This window comes from Lentzea alba (assembly GCF_011067745.1).
Lineage (GTDB): Bacteria > Actinomycetota > Actinomycetes > Mycobacteriales > Pseudonocardiaceae > Lentzea > Lentzea alba.
Genome location: NZ_JAAMPJ010000012.1, coordinates 361,312 through 382,875 on the forward strand (window position 1 = coordinate 361,312; position 21,564 = coordinate 382,875).

The 21,564-nt window shown below is 69.6% G+C and carries 23 protein-coding genes; 6 read left to right on the forward strand and 17 right to left on the reverse strand.

The annotated features are described in order from the left end of the window. From G7043_RS36480 to G7043_RS36510, 7 genes are all read right to left on the reverse strand, one after another. Positions 1-435 carry a hypothetical protein gene (locus G7043_RS36480; RefSeq protein ID WP_166053213.1) on the reverse strand — a complete coding sequence of 145 codons (435 nt, stop codon included), beginning with the start codon at positions 433-435 and terminating at the stop codon, positions 1-3. A gap of 6 nt (positions 436-441) precedes the next feature. After that, on the reverse strand, positions 442-993 hold the full coding sequence (locus G7043_RS36485; protein WP_166053214.1) for a TetR/AcrR family transcriptional regulator: 552 nt from the start codon (positions 991-993) through the stop codon (positions 442-444). Then, positions 990-1,415 (reverse strand): nuclear transport factor 2 family protein, encoded by a 426-nt coding sequence (locus G7043_RS36490; protein ID WP_242643050.1) that lies wholly within the window; start codon positions 1,413-1,415, stop codon positions 990-992. Before G7043_RS36490 ends, G7043_RS36485 begins: the two co-directional genes overlap by 4 nt. Positions 1,416-1,455: 40 nt before the next feature. Then, complete coding sequence (locus G7043_RS36495) at positions 1,456-2,697, reverse strand: MDR family MFS transporter (RefSeq protein ID WP_166053215.1); 1,242 nt, start codon at positions 2,695-2,697, stop codon at positions 1,456-1,458. Further along, positions 2,685-4,463: an ABC transporter permease subunit gene (locus tag G7043_RS36500; protein WP_207312192.1), complete on the reverse strand. Its 1,779-nt coding sequence runs from the start codon at positions 4,461-4,463 to the stop codon at positions 2,685-2,687. Before G7043_RS36500 ends, G7043_RS36495 begins: the two co-directional genes overlap by 13 nt. 32 nt (positions 4,464-4,495) lie before the next feature. Continuing rightward, on the reverse strand, positions 4,496-5,995 hold the full coding sequence (locus G7043_RS36505) for an ABC transporter substrate-binding protein (protein WP_166053216.1): 1,500 nt from the start codon (positions 5,993-5,995) through the stop codon (positions 4,496-4,498). Positions 5,996-6,061: 66 nt separating this feature from the next. Beyond that, positions 6,062-6,595 (reverse strand): GNAT family N-acetyltransferase, encoded by a 534-nt coding sequence (locus G7043_RS36510; RefSeq protein WP_313888243.1) that lies wholly within the window; start codon positions 6,593-6,595, stop codon positions 6,062-6,064. Positions 6,596-6,918: 323 nt separating this feature from the next. On the opposite strand from G7043_RS36510, the gene G7043_RS36515 reads away from it, so the two are divergent. Further along, positions 6,919-8,082, forward strand: a complete 1,164-nt coding sequence (locus tag G7043_RS36515) for an LLM class flavin-dependent oxidoreductase (protein WP_166053217.1) — start codon at positions 6,919-6,921, stop codon at positions 8,080-8,082. A gap of 16 nt (positions 8,083-8,098) precedes the next feature. On the opposite strand, the gene G7043_RS36520 is transcribed toward G7043_RS36515, so the two are convergent. Both G7043_RS36520 and G7043_RS36525 read right to left on the reverse strand, forming a co-directional pair. Next, complete coding sequence (locus tag G7043_RS36520) at positions 8,099-8,749, reverse strand: NAD(P)-dependent oxidoreductase (RefSeq protein WP_166053218.1); 651 nt, start codon at positions 8,747-8,749, stop codon at positions 8,099-8,101. Continuing rightward, the gene (locus G7043_RS36525; protein ID WP_166053219.1) at positions 8,746-9,243 is read right to left on the reverse strand and encodes a MarR family winged helix-turn-helix transcriptional regulator; all 498 of its coding nucleotides are present in this window, start codon (positions 9,241-9,243) and stop codon (positions 8,746-8,748) included. Before G7043_RS36525 ends, G7043_RS36520 begins: the two co-directional genes overlap by 4 nt. Positions 9,244-9,379: 136 nt before the next feature. On the opposite strand from G7043_RS36525, the gene G7043_RS36530 reads away from it, so the two are divergent. After that, positions 9,380-10,501, forward strand: a complete 1,122-nt coding sequence (locus tag G7043_RS36530) for an ABC transporter substrate-binding protein (RefSeq protein WP_166053220.1) — start codon at positions 9,380-9,382, stop codon at positions 10,499-10,501. Positions 10,502-10,514: 13 nt separating this feature from the next. Here G7043_RS36530 and G7043_RS36535 read toward each other — a convergent pair whose 3' ends face one another. From G7043_RS36535 to G7043_RS36560, 6 genes are all read right to left on the reverse strand, one after another. After that, positions 10,515-10,985 (reverse strand): ricin-type beta-trefoil lectin domain protein, encoded by a 471-nt coding sequence (locus tag G7043_RS36535; protein WP_166053221.1) that lies wholly within the window; start codon positions 10,983-10,985, stop codon positions 10,515-10,517. Positions 10,986-11,211: 226 nt separating this feature from the next. Beyond that, positions 11,212-12,156: a PDR/VanB family oxidoreductase gene (locus G7043_RS36540; protein ID WP_166053222.1), complete on the reverse strand. Its 945-nt coding sequence runs from the start codon at positions 12,154-12,156 to the stop codon at positions 11,212-11,214. 18 nt (positions 12,157-12,174) lie between these two features. Next, positions 12,175-13,521, reverse strand: coding sequence for an SCP2 sterol-binding domain-containing protein (locus G7043_RS36545; RefSeq protein WP_166053223.1), 1,347 nt, complete (start codon positions 13,519-13,521; stop codon positions 12,175-12,177). 417 nt (positions 13,522-13,938) lie between these two features. Further along, complete coding sequence (locus G7043_RS36550; RefSeq protein ID WP_166053224.1) at positions 13,939-14,403, reverse strand: winged helix-turn-helix transcriptional regulator; 465 nt, start codon at positions 14,401-14,403, stop codon at positions 13,939-13,941. 36 nt (positions 14,404-14,439) lie between these two features. Further along, the gene (locus G7043_RS36555; RefSeq protein WP_166053225.1) at positions 14,440-16,083 is read right to left on the reverse strand and encodes an AMP-binding protein; all 1,644 of its coding nucleotides are present in this window, start codon (positions 16,081-16,083) and stop codon (positions 14,440-14,442) included. Next, positions 16,080-17,765, reverse strand: a complete 1,686-nt coding sequence (locus G7043_RS36560) for a CocE/NonD family hydrolase (protein WP_313888244.1) — start codon at positions 17,763-17,765, stop codon at positions 16,080-16,082. Before G7043_RS36560 ends, G7043_RS36555 begins: the two co-directional genes overlap by 4 nt. Before the next feature lie 160 nt (positions 17,766-17,925). Here G7043_RS36560 and G7043_RS36565 point away from each other — a divergent pair, with 160 nt between their 5' ends. Beyond that, complete coding sequence (locus G7043_RS36565; RefSeq protein WP_207312193.1) at positions 17,926-19,029, forward strand: GAF domain-containing sensor histidine kinase; 1,104 nt, start codon at positions 17,926-17,928, stop codon at positions 19,027-19,029. Next, positions 19,023-19,628 (forward strand): response regulator transcription factor, encoded by a 606-nt coding sequence (locus G7043_RS36570; RefSeq protein WP_166053227.1) that lies wholly within the window; start codon positions 19,023-19,025, stop codon positions 19,626-19,628. The genes G7043_RS36565 and G7043_RS36570 overlap by 7 nt, the downstream gene beginning before the upstream one ends. A 16-nt stretch (positions 19,629-19,644) precedes the next feature. Here the strand turns inward: G7043_RS36570 and G7043_RS49625 are convergent, their stop codons facing one another. Then, positions 19,645-19,875, reverse strand: a complete 231-nt coding sequence (locus G7043_RS49625; protein WP_278185973.1) for a response regulator transcription factor — start codon at positions 19,873-19,875, stop codon at positions 19,645-19,647. A 276-nt stretch (positions 19,876-20,151) separates the two neighbouring features. Here G7043_RS49625 and G7043_RS36580 point away from each other — a divergent pair, with 276 nt between their 5' ends. Together G7043_RS36580 and G7043_RS36585 are read left to right on the forward strand one after the other, a co-directional pair. Beyond that, entirely contained in the window at positions 20,152-20,370 is a 219-nt protein-coding gene (locus G7043_RS36580; protein ID WP_166053229.1) for a hypothetical protein, read from the forward strand. 30 nt (positions 20,371-20,400) lie between these two features. Further along, entirely contained in the window at positions 20,401-21,027 is a 627-nt protein-coding gene (locus G7043_RS36585) for a DUF4360 domain-containing protein (RefSeq protein ID WP_166053230.1), read from the forward strand. Here the strand turns inward: G7043_RS36585 and G7043_RS36590 are convergent. After that, positions 21,022-21,564 (reverse strand): aminotransferase class I/II-fold pyridoxal phosphate-dependent enzyme (locus G7043_RS36590; protein ID WP_166053231.1); only part of this gene is annotated, 543 nt, incomplete at its 5' end. The two genes, G7043_RS36585 and G7043_RS36590, sit on opposite strands and share 6 nt — an antisense overlap.

Here is a 21,564-nt window from a genome sequence, read left to right on the forward strand (position 1 = left end):
TCAGTCGTCGGACTGGATGATCATCAGCCGGAACGTCGCCGACGGTGACTCGCGGCCGCACGTCTGCAGCATGTGCCAGGCGAGGTTGCCGGGGCCGTTGCCGGCCTGGGGGAGCCGTTCCCTGCTGATGCCGAGGACGCCGTCCGGGCTCTCGTCGAGGACCTCCGGTGTGCCGACGAGCACCGCCAGGCCGAACGCCAGCACGTCGGCGCGCAGGTCGTCGTCGAGATCGTCCGTGAGTCCGATCGAGCACAGCGGCTCGCCGGCCTCGTCGAAGCTCACGCCGACGAGGCCGGCGAGTCCCACGCTGTGCGCCGCGGGTATGTCGAACACGCGGACGTTCGTGCCCATCGCGAGTGCCATCAGTCTGGCTGTCGGCGTGGTGAGCAGAGGGTCGTTGATGGGGGCGTCGCCATCGTCCGCGGGGTCGCGCATGATGGGTCAGATCGTAGGCGGCGACGGGTCGACGAGTTGGAGAATCCAGGCGCTCCAAGCCGTGTCGGCGCGTTGCTCGGACAGTTCGAGCGCGGCGGAGACCGTCTGGACCAGTCCGGTGGCGAAGAACGTGCGCACCTGCCACGCGTCCGCGCCGGTCAGGTCGGCGATCGACTTCATGAGGTCCAGGTGACGTCGCCGCACCGCCTCCTGGACGTCGCCGTCGGCCGCCGCGTAGCCCTGCAACATCACCAGGCCGACGGTTCGCTCACGCTGCAGGAGCTCCACGTAGGCGGCGCCCAGTGCGACCAGCGTCGGTTGCGTGCTTTCGAACGCGGCCTCGATCTTGTTGAACGTCACGTCGACGATCTCCAAGAACAGCTTCTTCTTGGAGCCGAACATCTGCACCACGCGCGGATGCGAGATGCCGGCCCGTTCGGCGATGGCGTCGAGGCGTCCGCCCGCCAGGCCGTTGCGGGCGAACTCGACCTCGGCCGCTTCGAGGATCTGTGCCCGGCGTGCCGCGGCGGGCAGCCGGGCGGGTGTGCTTTCGTTCATCCGCGGACCTGGCGCTCCACGAACTTGTTGTCGTACAGGCACCGGTAGGCGTGGATCAGGCCGTCCTCGCCCACCTCCAGCCGGTCGTCGCCGTGGAACTCGACGCGCCGGTCGGTGCCCGCGACGGTGCCGACGAAGCGCCACGACACCACCACGGCACGCCGCGTCGTCTCGGCGTAGTAGCCCTCGCGGGTGAACACGTAGTCCGGGAAGGTGCGCGCCATGTTCGCCACGAACTCACGGATGGACTCGCGGCCGTACGCCGTCTCGCGCAGTGCGGGCTCGTCGTAGACCAGGTCGTCCGCGCACATCGCCGCCACCGCGTCGGCATCGTGCTCGTTCCACGCCTTCGCCCACCGGTCGCCGAACTCCTCGACCGCGCCGATGTCGGTGGCGGCCGTCTCGGCCATGCTCGTCGTCATGCTTCTAACTTACAAGTAAGTAAGAAGCGGGGCAACGGTGCTACCTGGCCGGGACCGCCGCACGACGGGCCGGCAGCAGGAAGATGGGGAGCGCGGTGATCGCGGCGAGGACGAGCCACGGCACGACCGGGGGCACGTCCAGGTCGAGCAGGGTGCCGGTGGCCGCGCTGCCGGCGAGCACCATCAGACCGGACAGCGAGGACATCGCACCGGTGTAGAGGCCGAGCCTGCCGTCGTCGGCCAGATCGGGGACCCAGGCTCGGGCCGCCGGCGCGACCAGCATCTGGCCGACGGTGAGCAACACGACGAACGCCGCGGCCGGCGCGAGTGCCGCGGCACCGGTCCAGGTCACTGACTGCGCGACGGCCACGACCGCGAACCCGGCGGCGATGATCAGCAGCCCCGTGGACATCGAACGGCGCAGGTCGAGCCGGTCCGCGACCCAGCGGGTGATCGGCAGCTGGGTGCACACGACCAGCAGCGAGGACAGGGCGAACAGCCACGCGAGCGGCGTCTGGGAACCCGCGACGCGCTGCACCTCGTCCGGCAGGGCGAGGTAGAGCTGGTTGTAGGCGAGCAGATAAGTCGCGTACGCGCAGCACACGGCGAGGAAGCGGCGGTTGCGCAGCAAGGTGCGCAGACCACCGGCGGCGCGGACGACGGGGCGTCCGGGGATGTGTTGCGGCAACAGCCACGCGTGTCCACAGAGGACGATCACGAACACCACGGCGCCGGCGAGGCACACCGTGCGGAAGTCCGCGGTGAGCAGGAGTGCGCCGAGCAGCGGGCCGATGAACGCTCCTGCCTGGCCCGCCACCGTGAACAACGCCAGCACGTGGGTGCGGGAACCGCCGGTTTCCTGTTCCAGGCACACCGCCTGCCGGGCGACCTCGGACTCCACCGCGGGGGAGAACAACGCGGCGGCGAAACCGACCAGCAGCACGGCGCCGACGACAGCCGGGGTGCTCTGCGCGAAGCCGAGCCAGACGAAGCCGGCGATGCGCAGAACGCAGCCGGCGAGCACCACCGGCCGCACGCCGTAGCGGTCGGTGAGGACTCCGCCGACCACGAACAGCCCCTGCTGGCTGAAGGTGCGCAGGCCCAGGACGAACCCGACGAGCCAGCCCGCCATCCCGATGGACGTCCCCAGGTGCACGGCCAGGAACGGCAGCACGGCGAAGAAGCCGATGTTGAAGGCGAACTGGGTCAGAATCAACAACCGCAGCAGCCCGGAGAGGGAGCGCCACGTCTGCTTGCGGGTGCGGGAGGTCAGCTGCTGCACACAGGTTCCTTGTCCGTGACTTTCTGCGGCGCGGGTGCCGGGGGAACACGCCTGGGCCGCGCCGATGCCTGCCAGGGCCACCGCACACCGCCCGCCGCGGTCACGGCGAACGCGCCCAGCAGCGCCAGCACGGCGGCCGGAGCCAGCACCGCCCACGGGGCACGTTCGGCGTACGGCTGGTTCTCGGCCAGCAGCAGTCCCCACTCCGGTGCCGGGGGCTGCGCGCCCAGCCCGAGGAAGCTCAACGCTGCCAACGACAGCGCGATCCCGGGAACGCGGATCAGCGCGTGCCGGACGACCGGTGGCAGGACGGCGGGCAGCACATGACGGGTCAGCAGGTACCAAGGCCCCGCGCCCAGAGCGTGCGTCGCGGCCACGTGGGTGGTGGCGCGTTCGCGGCGGAGCAACGCGGAGGTGTGCGTGGCCAGCGGCGACCAGGCGACGGCAGCCACCGCGAGCGCGGGCGTGAGCGGGCCGCTGCCCGCGACTCCGGCGACCAGAAGTCCGGCCAGGACAGGCGGTATGGCGTTCATCGTGTCGACCAGCGGACCGGACGTCCGGGGGAGCAGCCCCAGCAGCACACCCGTCACCAGCGAGACGGCGCTGACCACGAGGGCGACCACGAGCGTGGTCAGTGCGCCGTGCCCGATGCGTGCCAGCACATCGCGCCCGAGGGCGTCCGTGCCGAGCGGATGCGACCACGTCGGTGCCTGGAGCCGCAGGGCGGTGTCGACGGTCAACGGATCACGCAGCAGGCCGGCGACGACCACGGCGAGCAGCGCCGCCCCGTAGAACAGCGGGAGGCGCCGGGGCCGCAGTGAGGTGGGCCGGTGCAAAGACCGGAGTGCTCCCGCCCGCAACGCCGGTCCGAGCAGCACCCAGGCACCGAGTCGGGCGAGCACCCCGGCCGTGACCGCGACGAGGACGAGGGCCAGGGTCCCGGTCTGCAGGACGGGCAGGTCCTGGGCGATGGCGGCGCGCAGGGTCAGCTGACCGAGCCCGGGAATGTCGAAGATCTGCTCGACCGCGACGGAGCCACCGGTCAGTCCGACCACGAACAGACCGAGGTTCGGCAGCGTCCCCGGCAGCGCGAGCCGCAGTGCCTGCCGGGCGATGCTCCGGCTGGGAATGCCACGAGCGGCGGCGGCCAGCGCCCACTGGTCGGTGAACGCGGCCGGCAGCAGGTCGTTGAGCAGCTGCCCGAGGACCGCTCCGGCAGGCAGGCCGAGCGCGAGCGCGGGCAGGACCATCCAGGCCGGCCCGAGCCAGCCGACGGCGGGCAGCCAGCCGAGCTGCACGCCGATGACGGTGGCCAGCACGGAGGCGAAGAGGAACTCGGGCAGCGCCGCGAGGATCGCCGCGCCGCTCCCACCGGACTCGCGTCCGGTCAGCTCGTGTCGCGAGCCGCGTCGCAAAGTGCTGGCGCAGATCGCCCCCGCAGTGCCGACGGCGACCACGAGGGCGGTGGCCATCAGCGACAGCGAGATCCCGAGGGCCTGGACCACCGCGGGCCCGACCTCGGTCCCCGAGACCCAGGAGCGGCCGACGTCGCCACGGGCAAGCCCGCTCAGCCACTGCGTGAGCAGGTGCAGCGGGCCGGCGTCGAGGCCGAGTTCCTCGCGGACTGCGGCCAGCGTCTCCGGTGCGGGGTCGACCTCCGAGGACCGTCCCTTGAGGACGGTCAGCGCGGGATCGGTGCGGGAGAGCCACGGCAACAGGCCGATGCCGCACAGCAGTACAGCGGCGAGCGTGGCCCGCCACAGCACGACCAGTCCGCGTGCTGTGGCGAGACGCGTGCTCAGCGTCGTGTCCCCGTGCTGACGAGCAGACGCTCGTACGGATCGAAAACCACGTTCCGCGCCGAAGGTCCGACGCCGACGATGGTCTTCTGGTGGACCAGCGGCACCACCGCGTCGGTGCCGAGGACGGCCGCTTCCGCTGCCATCGCGGCACTTTGCCGCTGTCCGGGGTCGGCGACGGCCTGAGCCTTGGCGACGGCCTCGTCCACGGCCTTGTCGCACAACCGGGACAGGTTGTAGCTGCCGGCACAGGTGAAGTCACTGGCGAGGACCGACACCGGGTCTCCGGTGTCCAGCATCATGTTCCTCGAGCCGAGGACCGCGTCGAACTTGCCGGCGAGCGCGTCACCCAGCAGCCTCGAGGACTCCCGCACCTCCAGCTTCACCGTGAACCCGGCCCGCTGCAGTTGCTGCTGCAAGACCTGCGCCGTTTCGGGCAGTTCCGGCCGGTTGTCGTAGGTGGCCAGGGTGATCGAGGTGCCCTTGACGGCCGCGGGCTGTGCCTGTCCGGCCGGTGCGACCCGCTTGCCGGCCGCCCAGCTCAGGGCGGGGCCGAACAGGCCCTGGCCCGGATCGGCGCGTCCTTCGAAAACGTCCTTGGCCAGCACCGAGCTGTCGATCGCGGCCCGTGCCGCGGCGCGCAGCGCCGGATCGGTGAAGGGGCCGGCGGTGGCGTTCAGGTGCAGGCTGACGAGACGCGCGGTGGACGTCTCGTTCACCGCGCTCTTGTCCAGGGAACCGGCCTGCGACACCGGGACCGCCTCGGCGATGTCCGCCTCACCGGAGCGCAGCGCGTTGGCCCGCGCGGTGCCGTCGGCGATGAACTTCACGTCGATGCCGGGCGCCTCGGCCCGTCCGCCCCAGTAGCCGTCGAACCGTTCCAGGGTGGCCCCGGTGGCGCCGGCGGTCTGCGTGATCGTGAACGGACCGGTGCCGGTGCCGACCGGACTGACCGAGTCCTTCTTCTCGTACGCCTTGGGGGAGAACACCGAGAGGGTTGGGTTGGAAAGCCGTTGTGGCAGAACGGGATCGGGCGCACCGGTGGTGATCCGCACCTGGTTCGCGCCCACCGGCTCGGCGGTGAGGGTGACCCCGGCCAGCGCGGGCGGTAGCGGCTTCACCTGCGAGGCGCTGGTGAGGGCCGCGGCAGCGGCTGCGGGGGTGAGGTCCGTGCCGTCCTGGAACTTCGCCTTCCGCAGGGTGAACACCCAGTTGCGGCCGTCCGGCTCGCTGGTCCACGACTCGGCGAGGGCCGGTGCCGCGGTGCCGGAGGTGTCGAGCCGGGTGAGGCCTTCGGCGACACCGAGCTTCGACAGGCTGTACGCGTCCAAGCCGTACGGGGAGTAGTTCTGGGTGGGCGGGAAGGCGAGCGCGATCCGCAACCGTCCACTTTGCCCGGAGTCAGAGTCCGAAGAGGACGATCCGGTCGCGGCGAAACAGCCGGACACCAACGGGACGAGCAGCAGACCGGCGGCGAGCCGGCGGCGAGACGATCTCATGAGCCTCGTTCTTCGCGATAGAGCTGAGACAGGGTCACGCGCAGGCTAACATGACAACCGTTATCGTTAGTTCCACGGAATCTCGTAGTGGACGACGCCGTTCCCACCGCCGGTGACCTCGCGGCGCTCGTCGCACACCACCTCGCCCAGTTCCTGCCACAGTTCGGTCGCGCCGGGAGACTCCGGGTTCGTGTGCAGGTACACCGCTTCGTAGCCGCCGTCCGCCTTCGCGAACGCCATGAGCTCGCCCACCATCCGCCGGGCCAGCCCCCGCCGCCGGTGCTCCGGTCGTACGTAGACCCGGCGCAACTGGGCCGTTTCCCCCGACGGGAAGCGATCCGCCAGCCAGCGGGGGTTCGGCGGATGCGCCGGTCCCCGCGAGTCCAGCGCGGCGGTCGCGACCACCTGGTCCGCGTCGTCGACGGCCACCAGCAGCGTGTGCCTCGGGGAGGTCAGGTAGAACGCCTCCGGATCGACGATGTCCGCGTGCCAGCGCGGCACGTAGCCGGTCCCGAAGACGTGGTAGACGGTGTCGAGCATCACCGCTCGCGCGCCGTCGACGTCCTCTGACGTCGCCGTCCTGATGCAATAAGAAGGCACTTGCCCATCATATGCAACAACCGGGCCTCGATGAGAAGCGCCGGTAGGGGGTGCGGCCTGCGCCGCACCCCCCTGGTTGACCTGAGGTCAGGGTCGGCTCATCCCAGCGAGGAGCAACCATGGACTTTCTCACCGACTTCGGCAGTCGTCGCGGGAGGAAGGCCGCCACGGTCAAGGTGGCGACGGCGGCCGAGGGCGCCACCCCGCCGAGGCGTTCCGCGTCCAACGCCGGTCCCTGACTTCGCTTTGTATTGCCCGCGTAACGACTCGGTCGCTCACAGAGACATCAGCCTTGGTGTTCACACGAGGTGAGGGGTGTGCCGATGAAGATCGACCTGTTCAACGAGATCCAGAACCCCGGCCCTGCTTCCGAGCAGTTCCGCTTCCGCCAGGCCCTCGACCAGGCCCGCCTCGCCGACGAGCTCGGCTACGGCTGCTGGTGGCAGGTCGAGCACCACGGCGCCGGCGAGTTCAGCCTGTCCTCCGCGCCTGAGCTGATGCTCGCCGCCTTGTCCCAGCAGACCTCGCGCATCCGCCTCGGCCACGCCGCCGTGCTGGCACCCGGCCGCTTCAACCACCCGATCCGCGTCGCCGAACGCGCCGCCACCCTCGACCACCTCAGCGGCGGCCGCGTCGAGCTCGGCCTCACCCGCTCCACCATCCCCGAGTGGAACCTCTTCGGCATCGAGCCCGCCGACGCCCGCGCCCAGACCGCCGAGGCGTTCGAGATGGTGCCGAAGATGTGGACCACCGACCACTTCTCCCACACCGGCGAGCACTACGACGTCTCCGACGTCTCGATCATCCCCAAGCCCCTGCAGGCCCCGCACCCGCCGCTGTGGCAGGCCGCCGCCTCTCCGACGTCCTTCGAGGAGGCGGGCCGCCGCGGCGTCGGCGTGCTCGGCACCACGATCTGGGAGTCGATCGACAGGGTCGCCCGCATGATCGACCTCTACCGAGCGGCCGCCGCGGAGTGCACCTCACCGGTCGGGGAGTTCGTCAACAACCAGGTCGCCTACTTCACCTTCGTGCACTGCGCCGAAACCGACGAACAGGCCATGCGCAACGGAGCAGCGGCGGCTGCGGCCTGGTACACGGTGACAGCGTTGCGCTTCTTCAACGCCGCCGCCGAGTTCGCCGCGACCATGCAACGCCACCAGGACATCCTCGCGGCCGGCGACGGTGGCCTCACCGCCGAGTTCCTGCGCGCCGAGGTGGACGCCGTCCCCACCGACGCGCAGCTCGTGATCGGCCGCATCCTCGAAGGTGAGGACGTGCCGGATGACGAGCTGTTCGAGGTGCTGTCGGCGCAGCAGTCGCTGATCGTCGGCAGCCCGGACACGTGCCGCAAGAAGCTGCGGGCCTACGCGGACCTGGGCATCGACCGGTTGATGTGCCTGCAGCAGATCGGGCCGATCGGGGCGGACGAGGTGATGACGAGCATCAGGCTGATCGGGGAGTTGATCCCGGAGTTCGACCGGTCCTGACCCGTGCGGCGGCGTGTCAGTACGCGACGGTGATGCGGCGCCGGATCGCCAGGTTCCGCTCCAGCTCGTCCACCAGCGCCACCGCGTAGTCCTCGGCGCTGATGAAGCTGGTGCCGTCCGCGGCGGTGAGCAGCTGGTCGCCACCGAGCCGGAACTCGCCGGTGCGGTCGCCGGGCGCGATCTCGTCGGCGGGGGAGACGTAGGTCCAGTCGAGATCGCTCACCTCGTCGCGGAGCAGCACGAGCACCTGACGCTGGGCGAGGGACTCCGCCTTGTAGACGGCCGGGAAGTCCGGCTCGTCGACCCGGTCCTGGCCGGAGGAGGTCTTGAGGCTGCCCGCGCCCCCGACCACGACCAGCCGGCGCACGCCCGCGGTGCGCAGGCCCTCGATCACCGACCGGTAGGTGGTCAGCAACGCGGGCGCGGGGTCGGAGCCGTCGCGGGGCGGAGAGATCGCGGACACCACCGCGTCGTGCCCGGTCGCCAACTCGGTCACCTGGGCGGGCACCGACGCGTCGAGCGCCGCGGCGGTGAGGGTGGGATCGGTGGGCAGGGCGTCGGCCTTGCCGGAACGGGTCGCGGCGGTGACCTGGTGACCGCGGCGCAGGGCCTCGGCGGCGACGCGGGAGCCGATCATGCCGGTGGCTCCGATGAGCAGGATCTTCACGGGCGTTCTCCGTTCGTGGGGTGCGCTACCGGACCTCGCGACGAGTGGGCCAGCAGCTTGGTGATCAGTTCGCGCAGGACCAGTCGCTCGACCGGGGTCAGCGGATCGACGATGGCCGCGGTGATCTGGGGGACGTGCGCTTCCAGTGCCCGGCGCAGCAGTTCGTGGCCGTGTGCGGTCGGTTCGAGCAGCACTGCCCGGCGGTCGGCCGGGTGCGGGTGGCGGGCCAGCAGGCCGGCCTCCTCCATACGGGCGATCAGGCGGGTCAGGCCGCCGGAGGTGAAGGACAGGTCCTCGGCGAGGCGGGCGCTGGTGGTCCTGCCGTCGGGGTGCCTGGCCAGCCGCAGCAGCACCTCGAACTCGGACCCGCCGAGTCCTGACGCCTCCCGGATGACCTGGTCAGCCCGGCCGCCCACCGCGTCGGTGAGTCGGAGGACGTCGCCGTAGAGCACGACCGCCTCGTTGTTGAGTTGTTCCTCAGGGACGTCCACCATAAACCTGACTGTACAGCAATATTTGCTGCGATAGACGCACTACAAGGCGTCTATTGGGCCAAATGGCGGTCCGAAATTACCTGACTGTGCAGCTAAGTTGGTGGTGGAATCGAAGCCTGAGGACGGGAGTTGGGGCATGACGATCGGCCGACGTGGACTACTCGCGGGTGGCGCGCTTGCGGCGGCGGGGATGCTCACCGGCCGGGCGGCGGGGCACGCGGCGCCGCAGCCCGGTCCCGCGGTGCGCGAGGAGACCAGGAGCCTGGACCAGCTCTACCGCGAGGCGAAGGCCGAAGGCGGCACGCTCACCGTCTACGCGGGCGGCGACACCGCCACCCAGCAGGACGGCAACAAGGTGGCGTTCGAGAAGGCGTTCCCCGGCATCACCGTGAAGATGGTCGTGGACTACAGCAAGTTCCACGACGCCCGCGTCGACACCCAGCTGGCCACCGGCACGCTCGTGCCCGACGTCGTCCAGTTGCAGACGCTTCAGGACTTCCCGCGGTGGAAGGCGGAAGGGGTGCTGCTGCCGTACAAGCCGGCGGGGTTCTCCCGGATCCACCCCGCGTTCAAGGATCCCGACGGCGCCTGGACCGGGATCTTCGTCGACGCCTTCTCGGCCATCTACAACGTCGAGCAGGTGGGCGCGCCCCCGCCGGCGACTGCCGGGGATCTGCTGGACCCGCGGTGGAAGGGGCGAATCGTCTCGACCTTCCCCAACGACGACGACGCGGTGCTGTACCTGTACAAGCTGATCGTCGACAAGTACGGCTGGGACTGGCTGGCCAGGTTCACCGCACAGAACGTGGCTTGGGTGCGGGGCACCCAGGAACCTGCGGACCGGGTGGAGGCGGGCACCGCCGCCGTCGCGCTCGGCACTGACGGCGCGCTCGTGCCCGGTGCCGGAACGAAGACCCGGTTCGTGCTGCCGGCCCAGGACCCGTTCATGGCCTGGGCCCAGCGCGCGGCGGTACTGGCCGGAGCGAAGCATCCCGCGGCGGCCAAGCTGTACCTGAACTGGTGGGTGTCCAAGCAGACCCAGTCGGACTTCTACATGTGGTCCGTCCGCACGGATGTCGCGCCGCCCAAGGGATTCCGGCCGATCTGGGAGTACCGCAACGCCAACTTCACCGGCTTCGAGCGGTTCATGGGCGACCGTCGTCTGGTCGAGGCCTTCCGTCAGCAGCTGACCCTGTTCGTCGGCGAGGTGCACGGCGCGCCGTCGCCCGGCTGGCTCGGCCTGCACCCCGGCCGGTGAGCTGAACGGAAAGTCAGACCACCGCCTCGAACTTCCAGAGCGAGGCCTGTCCTGCCCGGCACGCCGCCATGCTGGCATGTTCGTTGTGCGCCCCGGAGGAGTTCAGGCAACGGTCGCTCAGGATGTGCCAGACGTACTTGTTGACGGTAGAGCTGCTCGTCCAGCTGGTGAGGCTGGATGTGGTCGTGTACGTCCGCACCGCCGTGCCGTCGCTGCCGAGGTAGCGACGCACGGCCAGGTTCATGAACCTTCCGCTGACGATCTCCCACCGCTGGTTCGAGCTGCCGGTGACGCAATCCCGGGTGTAGACGGTGCCGGTGTCGGTGCCGTGCAGGCAGCGTCCCGTGACCGCGTGCCGGACGCGGTAGACCGTCTCGGCTGCCCCGGAGACCCCGGTTCCGGGCCCGGCCATCAGCAGGGCGGCCGCGAACGTGACGACTCCGCCTGCTGCGGTGAGCCGCCGTGACCAGCCTCTGACGTTCACCGTTCGTCTCCTCGTGTCGTCCGGAAGATCCAGCGGGCACGACCATAGGTGAACGCGGTCGTCCGTGTTGCCGGAACGCGGCACTTGCCCGTGCACGGCAGGGCGACTTTCTGTTCGTCGTGTTCGACTGTCGATTCGACGGAAGATCGCCGCGTTGTGGAGCCTCGAGTCGACCAACACGATCTGGTTCTTCGAACGGCGGCAGGGCTCGCCGCCGAGGTGTCCGTCAGAGATCGAGGACCAGACGGTCGCTCTTGGCCCGGGAAACGCAGATCATCATCGTGTCGCCCGCGGCTCGCTCCTCGTCGTTGAGGACCGAGTCGCGGTGGTCGATCTGCCCGGAGAGCACGGACGTCTCGCAGGTTCCGCAGATCCCTTCCTCGCACGAGGTCATCACCGAAATGCCGGCGCCCTCGACCGCTTCGAGGATGGACATGTCCTCGGAGACCTTGAGCGTCTGGCCGGACTGGGCGAGCTCGACCTCGAAGGTCGTGCGCGGCCCGGCGGCGAGACGCTCCTTCGGGGCGAAGCGTTCGACGTGCAGGGCGTCGCTCGGCCACTTCTCGCAGGCGGCTTCGACCGCCGCGAGGAGTGGTTCCGGCCCACAGCAGTAGACGGCTGTCTTGCGTTGCGGTTTGCCGAGCAGCGAAGGAAGATCCAGCAACCCGTACTCGTCCTGCGGACGAATGCTCACCCGTTTTCCGTACGTCTGCTGCAGAAACTCGGCGAACGCCATCGACGCGCGGGTGCGTCCTCCGTAGACGAGCTGCCAGTCGGCGCCACTCGCGTCGGCCGCCCTCAGCATGGGAAGGATCGGGGTGATCCCGATCCCGCCCGCGATGAATAGGTAACGCTTGGCCCTTTCGAGCGCGAAGTGGTTGCGGGGGCCGCGGATGTGCACCGAGTCACCTTCGGCGAGCACGTCGTGCACGTGGCTCGACCCGCCCCGGCTTTCCGGTTCGCGCAGCACCGCGAGCTGAAGCCGGGACCGGTCCTCGGGATCCCCGCACAGCGAGTACTGCCGGACCAAGTCCTCCCGCAGCACCAGGTCGACGTGTGCGCCCGGCTCCCATTCCGGTAGTGGCCGGCCTTCGGGGTCCCGCAAGGTCAGCAGGACCACGCCTTCGGCAACCGTTTCCTTGCGTTCCAACACGAGGTGGTGATTCAACACTTCGTCTCTCTCTGCCGGTCAGGACGGAAAACAACGGCCGAAGGCACGCAGCAACTGAGGTGAGCCCTGCAGCTTGATGCGGCGACGCAGCAGCGCCCACGGCAACACCGATGGCTTGCTGAGGAAACGCAGCCAGGTGGACGAGTCGGCGGTGACGCGGAGATCCGGTTCACCCTCGTGCCCGTCGGCGATGTCGAGCCGGCGATCGCGGATGGTCACGGTGATCTGCCGGGACTCGGCGCCGGTGAAGGTGAAGTGGTAAGTGGCGGACAGGTCCTTGGCCTGCTCGCGCTGGAAGACCAGTGGCATGCCCTCCACCAGGCCGTCGATGCTGTTGGCGCGCAGGCTCATGCTCACCTGCTTCGTGCGCTTGTGCGGGAAGCGGCTGGCCACGTGCTGTTCGGCGTCGGAACCGGCGACGACGTAGACGGTCTCTTCCTTGTCCGTCAGCGGGCGGACGACCGTGTTCAGGTGGGCCTTGCGGTTGTCCAGCCAGGGCCCGATGACGTCCTCGCCGGCCGGGCAGACCGACATGCAGTTGGCCGCCTTGTAGTTGGCGCCGAAGGAGAGGCTCTGCCACATGGACGCGCTCTCCGCGTCGGTCACGCGTTCGCGGTAGTCGTGGGCGTTGCGGCTTTCGGCGACCTGCTCGGCCCAGTCGCCGAAGCCACCCATGAACTCCCGGTAGTTGTGCGTGTAGCAGGCGGAGAAGTTGAAGTGGCCGTCGCTGGCGATCGCCCCGGTCGGGCAGGCGGTCACGCACAGCTTGCACTCGAGACAGGGGTTGTACTCGATGGGCTGGGAGAGGTCGCTGACCTCGGCATCGATCAGAATCGTGCCCAGCAGGACGAAGTTGCCGAACTTCGGGTGGATGACGTTGCGGTGGATGCCCATCTTGCCGAGCCCGGCCGCCACGGCGACCGGCTTGTGCGAGACGACCCACGCCTTCCTCGGGAACTTGTCCATCTCCATCGGGAACCCCATCGCGGGGTTGATGGCGCGCACGCCCATCGCTTCCAGCTTGGCCACCACCTGCCGGCCGACCTCGTTCGTGTGGTCGCCGGTGTGGTGGAACTCCAGGTTGGCCACGGAGCGCGCCGGGGTGCGGATGTTCTCCCGGTTCATCCGGCACACGATGCTGACCAGCGTCCGGACGCCGGGCAGGGCCGCGTTCAGGTCGTCGCGCTGGTCGGCGATGTCCGGGCGGTCGATCTCGACGAAGCCCACGTCGTCCGCGCCCGCCTCTAGGCAGAGTTCGCGCAGCCAGGCGGTGTCCAGGGGCTGGACGGGACCGGTGGGTTCGGAACCGCGGCGCCGGCGGGCCTCGACGACGGTGGGGTGGTTGTCCAGCTTGGATCGGGTCATCGAGTGTTACCTCACGGGCCGGGGGTAAGTTTCATGAAGCAACTAGAACCCTAACGGTGATAGTTTCATGAAGCAACTCAGCTGTTCGCGCAGCAAAAAGGCGGCCTCATCCCAGTGGGGCGAGACCGCCTCGGTTTCGGGTCGGGGCTCCGCCAAAGCCCCGTCAGGTCATCCGTCTGACTGTCAATGGCGCCTGCAAGGACTTTGTTGGCGAATCCTCACCGGTGCCGCTCGCAGGCGCGAGGGTTGGCCATGGGGGGCACATTCATGGACCTGTGGTCCATGAATGTGCCCCCCATGGCAAGCGCGAGGCGCGGCCAGCCGGACATATCGGGCATCTCCCGGATTCACCAACAGAGTCCTTGCAGACGCCCCGCCGGCAGAAACGACATTGCCGGGGGCCCTGGGTTTCGGAGGTCAGGCCGGGGGAGTGGTCAGTGCGGGGCCGGGGAGCATCTGCACGGCGTCCGGTCGCACCACCTGGCCGCACTCGGTGCAGGCGAGTTGTTCCCGGACGTTGCCGCCGCATCCCAGGTGATTGGTGATCCGCGGCGGACCGAGGGGGTCCTCGGCGTGCTTGTCGCCCCAGTGCATCAACGAGAGCACCGCGGTGAGCAGGTCCTTGGCCTTGTTCGTCGGCCGGTACTCGTAGCGAGCCGGGCGCTCCTGGTAGCGGACCCGTTCCAGCAACCCGTCCTCGACCAGCTTGGTGAGGCGCTTGGTGAGCACGTTGCGGGCGATGCCCAGGCTGTCCTGGTATTCCTCGAACCGGCGCAGGCCGAGCAGTGCGTCGCGCACGATCAGCAGGCTCCACCGCTCGCCGACGACCTCCAGGGTCCGGGCGATGGAGCACAGCTGATCGTCGTAGGTCTGGCCCAGCATCCCGCCAACCTAGCACGTTGCGTCAAGCAACTGACGTTAGGCGTTCCGGATCGCGGCGGCCTCGCCCAGGTCGAGGAGTTGGACGGACTTCTCCCGCATCTCGACCTTGCGGACCTTGCCGGTGACGGTCATCGGGAACTCGTCGACGACCATGACGTAGCGCGGGATCTTGTAGTGCGCGAGTTTGCCGGTGGCGAAGGCGCGGAGGCTCTCGGCCGTGATCTCCCCGGCTCCGTGGCGGAGCGTGACCCACGCGCAGAGCTCTTCGCCGTACTTGACGTCCGGCACTCCGATGACCTGCGCGTCGAGGATGTCCGGGTGGGTGTGGAGGAACTCCTCGATCTCCCGGGGATAGATGTTCTCCCCGCCCCGGATGACCATGTCCTTGATCCGGCCGGTGATGTTGACGTAGCCGTCGGCGTCCATGACCCCGAGGTCTCCGGTGTGCATCCACCGCGCGGCGTCGATCACCTCGGCGGTCTTCTCCTGGTCGTTCCAGTAGCCCAGCATCACCGAGTAGCCGCGGGTGCACAGCTCCCCGGCCTCGCCGCGTGGCACGGTCAAGCCGGTGACCGGGTCGACCAGTTTCACCTCCAGGTGCGGGTGCACCCGGCCGACGGTCGAGACGCGCAGTTCGAGGGAGTCGTCCCTGCGCGTCTGGGTGGAGACGGGGCTGGTCTCGGTCATGCCGTAGCAGATCGTGACCTCCTCCATGCCCATCTCGGACACGACCTGCTTCATCACCTCGACCGGGCACGGCGAGCCGGCCATGATGCCCGTGCGCAGGCTCGACAGGTCGTAGGTCGCGAAGTCGGGGTGGTTGAGCTCGGCGATGAACATCGTCGGCACCCCGTACAACGACGTGCACCGCTCCTGCTGCACCGCTTCCAGGGTGGCCTTCGGGTCGAAGCCCGGCGCCGGGATGACCATCGTGCAGCCGTGGGAGGTGGACGCCAGGTTGCCCATCACCATGCCGAAGCAGTGGTAGAACGGCACCGGGATGCACACCCGGTCCTCCGGCGTGTAGCCGCACAGCGCGCCGACGAGGTAGCCGTTGTTCAGGATGTTGTGGTGCGACAGGGTCGCGCCCTTCGGGAAGCCCGTCGTCCCGGAGGTGTACTGGATGTTGATCGGGTCGTCCGGTGACAGCGCCGCCTGTGCCCGCGCGAGCCGGCCCGCGTCCGCGCCTCGGCCGAGCTCCAGCAGCCGATCCCACTCGCCGGAGCCGATCAGCACCACCGAACGCAGCGCGGGACAGTTCCCGCGGACCTCCTCGATCATCCCGGCGTAGTCGGAGGTCTTGAACTCCCGCGCCGACACCAGCGTCGAGATCCCGGCCTGGTTCAGCACGTACTCGAGTTCGTGCGTCCGGTAGCTCGGGTTGATGTTCACCAGGATCGCGCCGATCTTCGCGGTCGCGTACTGCAGCAGCGTCCACTCGGCCATGTTCGGTGCCCAGATGCCGACCCGGTCGCCCTTCGTCACGCCGGTCTCCAGCAACCCCAGCGCGAGCACGTTGACGTCCTGGCGCAGTTGCGCGTAGGTCCAGCGCCTGCCGGTCGGCACCTCGACCAGGGCTTCGCGGTCCGGATCCGCGGCGACCGTGCGGTCGAAGTTGTCCCCGATGGTGTCGCCGAGCAAGGGCACGTCGGAGGGGCCGGACGCGTACGAGTTCGTCACGCTTGCTCCTTCGCTGGAGCCGGGACCACGGGAAGCACGATACGGGAGGGCCGGGCGGAGTCGTGGGCGATCGACTGGTGGGCGGGTCGCGACCGCGTGCCCTGGTCGCTGGGCTCGCCGGTGTTCAGGTTGCGGTCCCAGCGCGGGAAGCTGCTGGACGTGACGTGCACCCGCAGGCGGTGCCTGGCGCGGAACACGTGGCTGGTGGACCACAGGTCGACGACCTGTTCGGTGAACTCGCCCGGCGTCGCGACCGCGCGCACGATGCCGTCAACGACGTTGCGGGAGACGCCTCCGGGGTCGACGTCGCAGAGGCGGACTACCCAGTCGGTCGTCGGTGCGTCGGTCGCCGCGGTGAGGTGGGCCCGGACGCGGCCGGTGACTTCGAGGTCCTCGGTGAGCGGGTCGGTCGTGTAGACGAGAACGTCCGGCCGGGCCTCGACCCGGGCCTGGTCCAGCGGGCCGGGCGGGAACTCGTTCGACATCAGCAGCGCACCGCCGACGGTCGGCACCGGGTCGGCGGGGTCGTAGGTGAACGCGTCGGCTTCCTCTCCGGCTTCCGGGGCGTCGAAGGCGAGCCGGTCACCCGCGCGCAGGAACAGGTCGGTGTCGACCGCGCGGGAGAGAGGCCACTCCTGCTCCTCGCGCCACTGGTTGGTACCCATGACGAACAGCAGCACCGGCGGCAGCTCGGGTTGCGGTGACTCGGCGTCCGGCGTGAGCCACTGGCGGAACCAGCCGAGCTCCTGGTCGGCGAACCGGCCGCGGAAGCCGAGGAGTTCCGTGCTCGCGGCCATCCCGAAGTTGACGTCGCCGAGGTAGCCCGTGGCGTTGCCGGTGTGCGACCAGGGACCCATGATCAGCTTCGCCGGACGGCCCGCCGCCCGCGCGGCCGCGTAGTTGTCGAGCGTGCCCTGGCAGAAGATGTCGTACCAGCCGCCGGTGTTCAGGCTCGGCAGGTCGACCTCCGCCTGCCGGCCGGCGACGCGGCACGACGCGCTCCACTCCGGCTCCCGGCGGGATCGTTCGTAGCCGAGCTCCGCGATGCCGTGCCGTTCGTAGACGGGATGGTGGCCGGCGGGCAGTTCCCAGTACGTGGTGTTCGCGATCGCGTCGAGATCACCGACCAGCGCCATGAGCGCCTGCCCCAGGGCCATCCGATCGTCGGCGTGCCGGCGCATCAGCGTGTCGACACCCTGCGTGAGCGACCAGGGCACCGTGATCCCGAGCTCCTGCGCCCCGCCGCGAGCGAAGAGCCCGTCGTCCGGTTCGGACCAGGTGACCATCGGGGAGATCGCTTTCAACTCCGGCGGCTTCGCCAGCGCGGCCATCCACTGGGTGTTGCCGAAGTAGCTGGCGCCGAACATGCCGACCGATCCGTTCGAACCCGGAAGCGCGGCGGCCCAACGGACCGTGTCGTAGCCATCGTCCATTTCGGACGTCCACGGCTCCCATTCGCCGTCGGAGGCGGAGCGGCCCCTGGTGTCCTGGACGACGACGAGGAAGCCACGCCGTGCCTTGCCGACCGGGTCCATCAGGGCGGCGAGCATCGGCAGGTTCTTGCCGTAGGGCAGCCGGGTCAGCAACACCGGCCACGGCCCGCCGGTCGTGGGCCGGTAGACGTCGGCCCGCAGCACGACGCCGTCGCGCATGGTGGCCGGCACGTCGTGTTCGATCGTCACGTCAAGAAGCACTGGCGGCCTCGTTCCTCGCACCGATGAGAGGGACGGGACCCTGACAGACCGGCAACACCCGCGGCACACCCGAACGGGCGTAGTGGCGCGAGCGCGACCGGGGAATCGTCGCCGTGACAGACATCGGAGCGGAGTGTTTGATGTGACCATGCGAGCGCACCCGCTCGTCGGACTCGACGAGCACTACGCCGACCTGCTCGCGGCGCTGGACCGCGGCGAGGCGCTGCGGCGCGCGCTGGCGCTGCTCGCCGAAGGTTCGGAGGTCGCCTGGACGGCCAGCCCCGACGCGGACGGCGTGCTGACGCTCGACCAGGTCACCGGCGACTGGACCGGCGTGCTCCGGGCGCTCCAGGTGCCACCCAACACGGGCTTGACCGGCAAGGTGTTCCAGACCGGGCGCGCGGAGTGGGTCGACGACTACTTCGGCAGCCAGGAGATCACCCACGACTTCGATCGCCACATGGCCACCGAGAAGGTGCGGCGAGTGCTGGCGGTCCCGCTGCTGCGCGACGGCAAACGGCTCGGCGTCATGGCCATCGCTCCCCGGCAGAACGGAACGTTCGGCGACCGCGAGATCGAACACGCCTCGGCGATCGCGGCCCAGGCCGCGCTGGCGGTGTCGGTCGCCGAACGCGCCCGGCTGAGCCGGGAGATCGCGGTCCACGAGGAACGCCGGCGGATGGCGGCCGACCTGCACGACAGCGTCGGCGCCCTGCTGTTCGCCATCGGTTCCGGCATGGCCGATCTCGCCGAAGCCACCCAGGCCGATCCCGAACTGCAGGCGCGGCTCGACCGGTTGCGGCGGCAGGCCGTGGACGCGACCACGGCGCTGCGCGAGTCGCTGCGCACGCTGCGTTCCTCGCCGGCCGCCCTCGCTCTCGGCGTCGCGCTGCGGGCCGACTGCGCGGCCTTCGCCGACCGCACCGGCCTGCCCGCGGAACTCGTCGTACTGGACGAGGAACCGCCCGAGCTCGCACCGTCGCGATCGGACGTTCTGCTCACCGCGGTCCGCGAAGCCCTGCTGAACGTGGAAAAGCACGCGCACGCCGGTGCCGTCACGGTGTCGGTGCGGCGAAGTGATCCCTGGCTGACGATCGCCGTGCACGACGACGGCGTGGGACTCGGCCCTGACCACACGCCGGGACTCGGCCTCACCAGCACGGCCGAAGCGCTCGCCCGGCTGGGCGGCTCACTGCGCGTGGTGTCCGATCCGGACGGTGGCACGATCTGGCGAGCGAGGCTGCCGTGCTGACCCGCACCCAGACCCGCATCGTGATCGTGGACGACCATCCCGTCGTCCACGACGGCGTCGCCGCCCAGTTGCAGAGGCACTCCGACATGGTCGTCGTCGGCCACGCCGGCACGGGCGCCGAAGCCGTCACGGTCTGCGCCGCGGAACGTCCCGACGTCGTGCTGCTCGACCTGCGGCTGCCCGACTGCCTCGCCGCCGACGTCGTGCCGCAGCTGCACCGGGTCAGCCCGGCCAGCCGCATCCTGCTGTTCACCGCGTTTCCCGAACATGCCGCCGTAGCACCGACTTTGGCCGCCGGCGCGTGCGGAATCCTGGTGAAACACGCGGGCAGCACGGCGATCCGGGACGCCATCCGCAGCGTCGTCCGCACCGGGACGTTCCAGACCGGCGAGGTCGTGTCGTCCACCGCGCCGGTCACCGCCCGCGAGTACGACGTCCTCCGGCTCGTCGCGGCCGGGCACACCAATCCCGAGATCGGCGCCGAGCTGAACCTGTCGATCAACACCGTGAAGACCTACCTGCGCACGGTGATGCACAAGCTCGCCGCCCGCAACCGGGCCCAGCTCATCGCCAACGCCCGCGGGCAGGGCCTGCTCTGAGTCTCGGCCCGATGCGCTACGGAGACCGCGGCGGACGCCCCGACAGCCACGAGGCCACCTGGGTGCGCGAGGTGAGGCCGAGTTTCTTCAGGATGTTCTCGAGGTGGGACTCCACGGTTCGCCTGCCGATGACGAGGGCGGTGGCGATGTCGTTGTTGGTCATTCCGCGCGCGACCAGTTCAGCGATCTCCTGCTCCCTCGGGTGAACGAGTGGGGGCGTCGTGATTCGGGCGCGGGCCGTCGCCAGTGGCGACGTGGTTCACCTGTGGGCGCTGGATCCGGTCACACCGTGCCTGATCACGCCTTGTGCGGTGTGGCCGGCCCCGCGGTCCACGACCAGACCGGTCAGTTGTGCGCATCCTGCTGGCGGGCCACGGGAGCTTGCTCGGCGCGGCGTTCACCCGAGCGGCTGCTGGCACGAGTGGCGGATGACCCTTTCCGTCTCTTGGTCGGCGACTCGCCCGGCAGGGCGTGTGAGACTCGAATCATGCGAGTTCGTCGGTTTCTCGTGGTTGGTGTCCTCGTGGCCGGATCGACGATGTCCGGAAACACGGTGGCGGCAGCCGATCAATGGGACTGCACGTTCTACCTGATGGCGCAGGGTTACAGCGGCAAGATCGTGGACATCGGTTGCGCTGATGGGGCACAAGGGAATCAGGTCCTCTGCAAAGGATCACTGCGGATTGCCGGGGTGCCGGACGCCATCGCGGAAGAGGCCTGCCGCCGCGCCGCTCTCAGCTGACGCGGATCTCGACCGGCGCGGAGGTGTCCGATGATCAGCACGATCGCTGCCGCTGCCATGGCGATGTCCGCCGTCGTCCTCCCGCCGGCCGGCCCGCCGCCACCCGGTGAGGTCACCGCCGAACTGGTCACCGTCAACGGGTCCGGCTGCCACCGAGGCGCGGTCGCCGTGACGGTGTCACCGGACAACACCACTTTCCACCTGATCTACAGCGACTACCTCGCCGCGGTCGGTGTCGGTACCAGGCCGACGGACTTCCGCAAGAACTGCCAGCTGTCCGTGAAGGTCAACGTGCCGCAGGGCTTCACCTTCGGCATCGGCCAGGTCGACTACCGAGGCTTCGCTCACCTCGAACCCGGTGCCACCGGAACGCTGAGGGCCAACCACTATTTCCAGGGCATGTCGGCGACGCCGTACCTGAGCCACACCTGGCAGGGCCCGGTGGACGACGGCTGGCTGGTCACGGAGACCGTCGACGTCGGGATGCCCGTCGTCCGCCCGTGCGGCGAGGCCAAGGACCTCAACATCAACACCGAGCTGAGGGTCAGCGCCGGCACGTCGGATCCGAAGACGACGACGAGCTACCTGGCGATGGACTCGACCGACGCCTACACCGCTTCAGTCTACCAGTTCGTGTGGACGCGGTGCCCGTCATGAAGTGAAGGTGCGGGCGGCGGCGAGGAAGGCGTCGTTCTCCTCGGGTTCGCCGATGGTGACGCGGGTGCCGTCGCCCACGAAGGCGCGGACGACGACTTTGTGTGCGAGGCAGTGTTCGTTGAACGCGGCGGTGCGTTCGCCTAGTGGCAGCCAGACGAAGTTGGCCTGGGTTTCGGGGACGTCGTAGCCCATGGCGAGTAGTTCGCCGCGGACGCGGGTGCGTTCGGCGACGATGGCGCGGCAGCGGACCATGAGTTCGTCTTCGGCGTCGAGTGAGGCCATCGCGGCGACCTGGGCGAGTGCGTTGACGGAGAACGGTACGTAGACCTTGCGCAGGGCTTCGGCGACGGCGGGGGGTGCGACGGCGTAGCCGATGCGCAGGCCGGCCAGGCCGTAGGCCTTGGAGAAGGTGCGCAGTACCGCGACGTTGTCGCGGCCGGCGGCCCACTGCTGTTTGGCGAGTTCGACGCCGTCGGGGATGTGGGCGTCGTCGACGAACTCCTTGTAGGCCTCGTCGATGACCACGAGCACGTCGCT

Coding starts and splice junctions, on each gene's coding strand:
- G7043_RS36565 (WP_207312193.1), top strand. CDS start 17,926: ATGCGAGCGCACCCGCTCGTCGGACTCGACGAGCACTACGCCGACCTG.
- G7043_RS36515 (WP_166053217.1), top strand. CDS start 6,919: ATGAAGATCGACCTGTTCAACGAGATCCAGAACCCCGGCCCTGCTTCC.
- G7043_RS36530 (WP_166053220.1), top strand. CDS start 9,380: ATGACGATCGGCCGACGTGGACTACTCGCGGGTGGCGCGCTTGCGGCG.
- G7043_RS36525 (WP_166053219.1), bottom strand. CDS start 9,243: ATGGTGGACGTCCCTGAGGAACAACTCAACAACGAGGCGGTCGTGCTC.
- G7043_RS36585 (WP_166053230.1), top strand. CDS start 20,401: ATGATCAGCACGATCGCTGCCGCTGCCATGGCGATGTCCGCCGTCGTC.
- G7043_RS36550 (WP_166053224.1), bottom strand. CDS start 14,403: ATGCTGGGCCAGACCTACGACGATCAGCTGTGCTCCATCGCCCGGACC.
- G7043_RS36485 (WP_166053214.1), bottom strand. CDS start 993: ATGAACGAAAGCACACCCGCCCGGCTGCCCGCCGCGGCACGCCGGGCA.
- G7043_RS36545 (WP_166053223.1), bottom strand. CDS start 13,521: ATGACCCGATCCAAGCTGGACAACCACCCCACCGTCGTCGAGGCCCGC.
- G7043_RS36490 (WP_242643050.1), bottom strand. CDS start 1,415: ATGACGACGAGCATGGCCGAGACGGCCGCCACCGACATCGGCGCGGTC.
- G7043_RS36505 (WP_166053216.1), bottom strand. CDS start 5,995: ATGAGATCGTCTCGCCGCCGGCTCGCCGCCGGTCTGCTGCTCGTCCCG.
- G7043_RS36480 (WP_166053213.1), bottom strand. CDS start 435: ATGCGCGACCCCGCGGACGATGGCGACGCCCCCATCAACGACCCTCTG.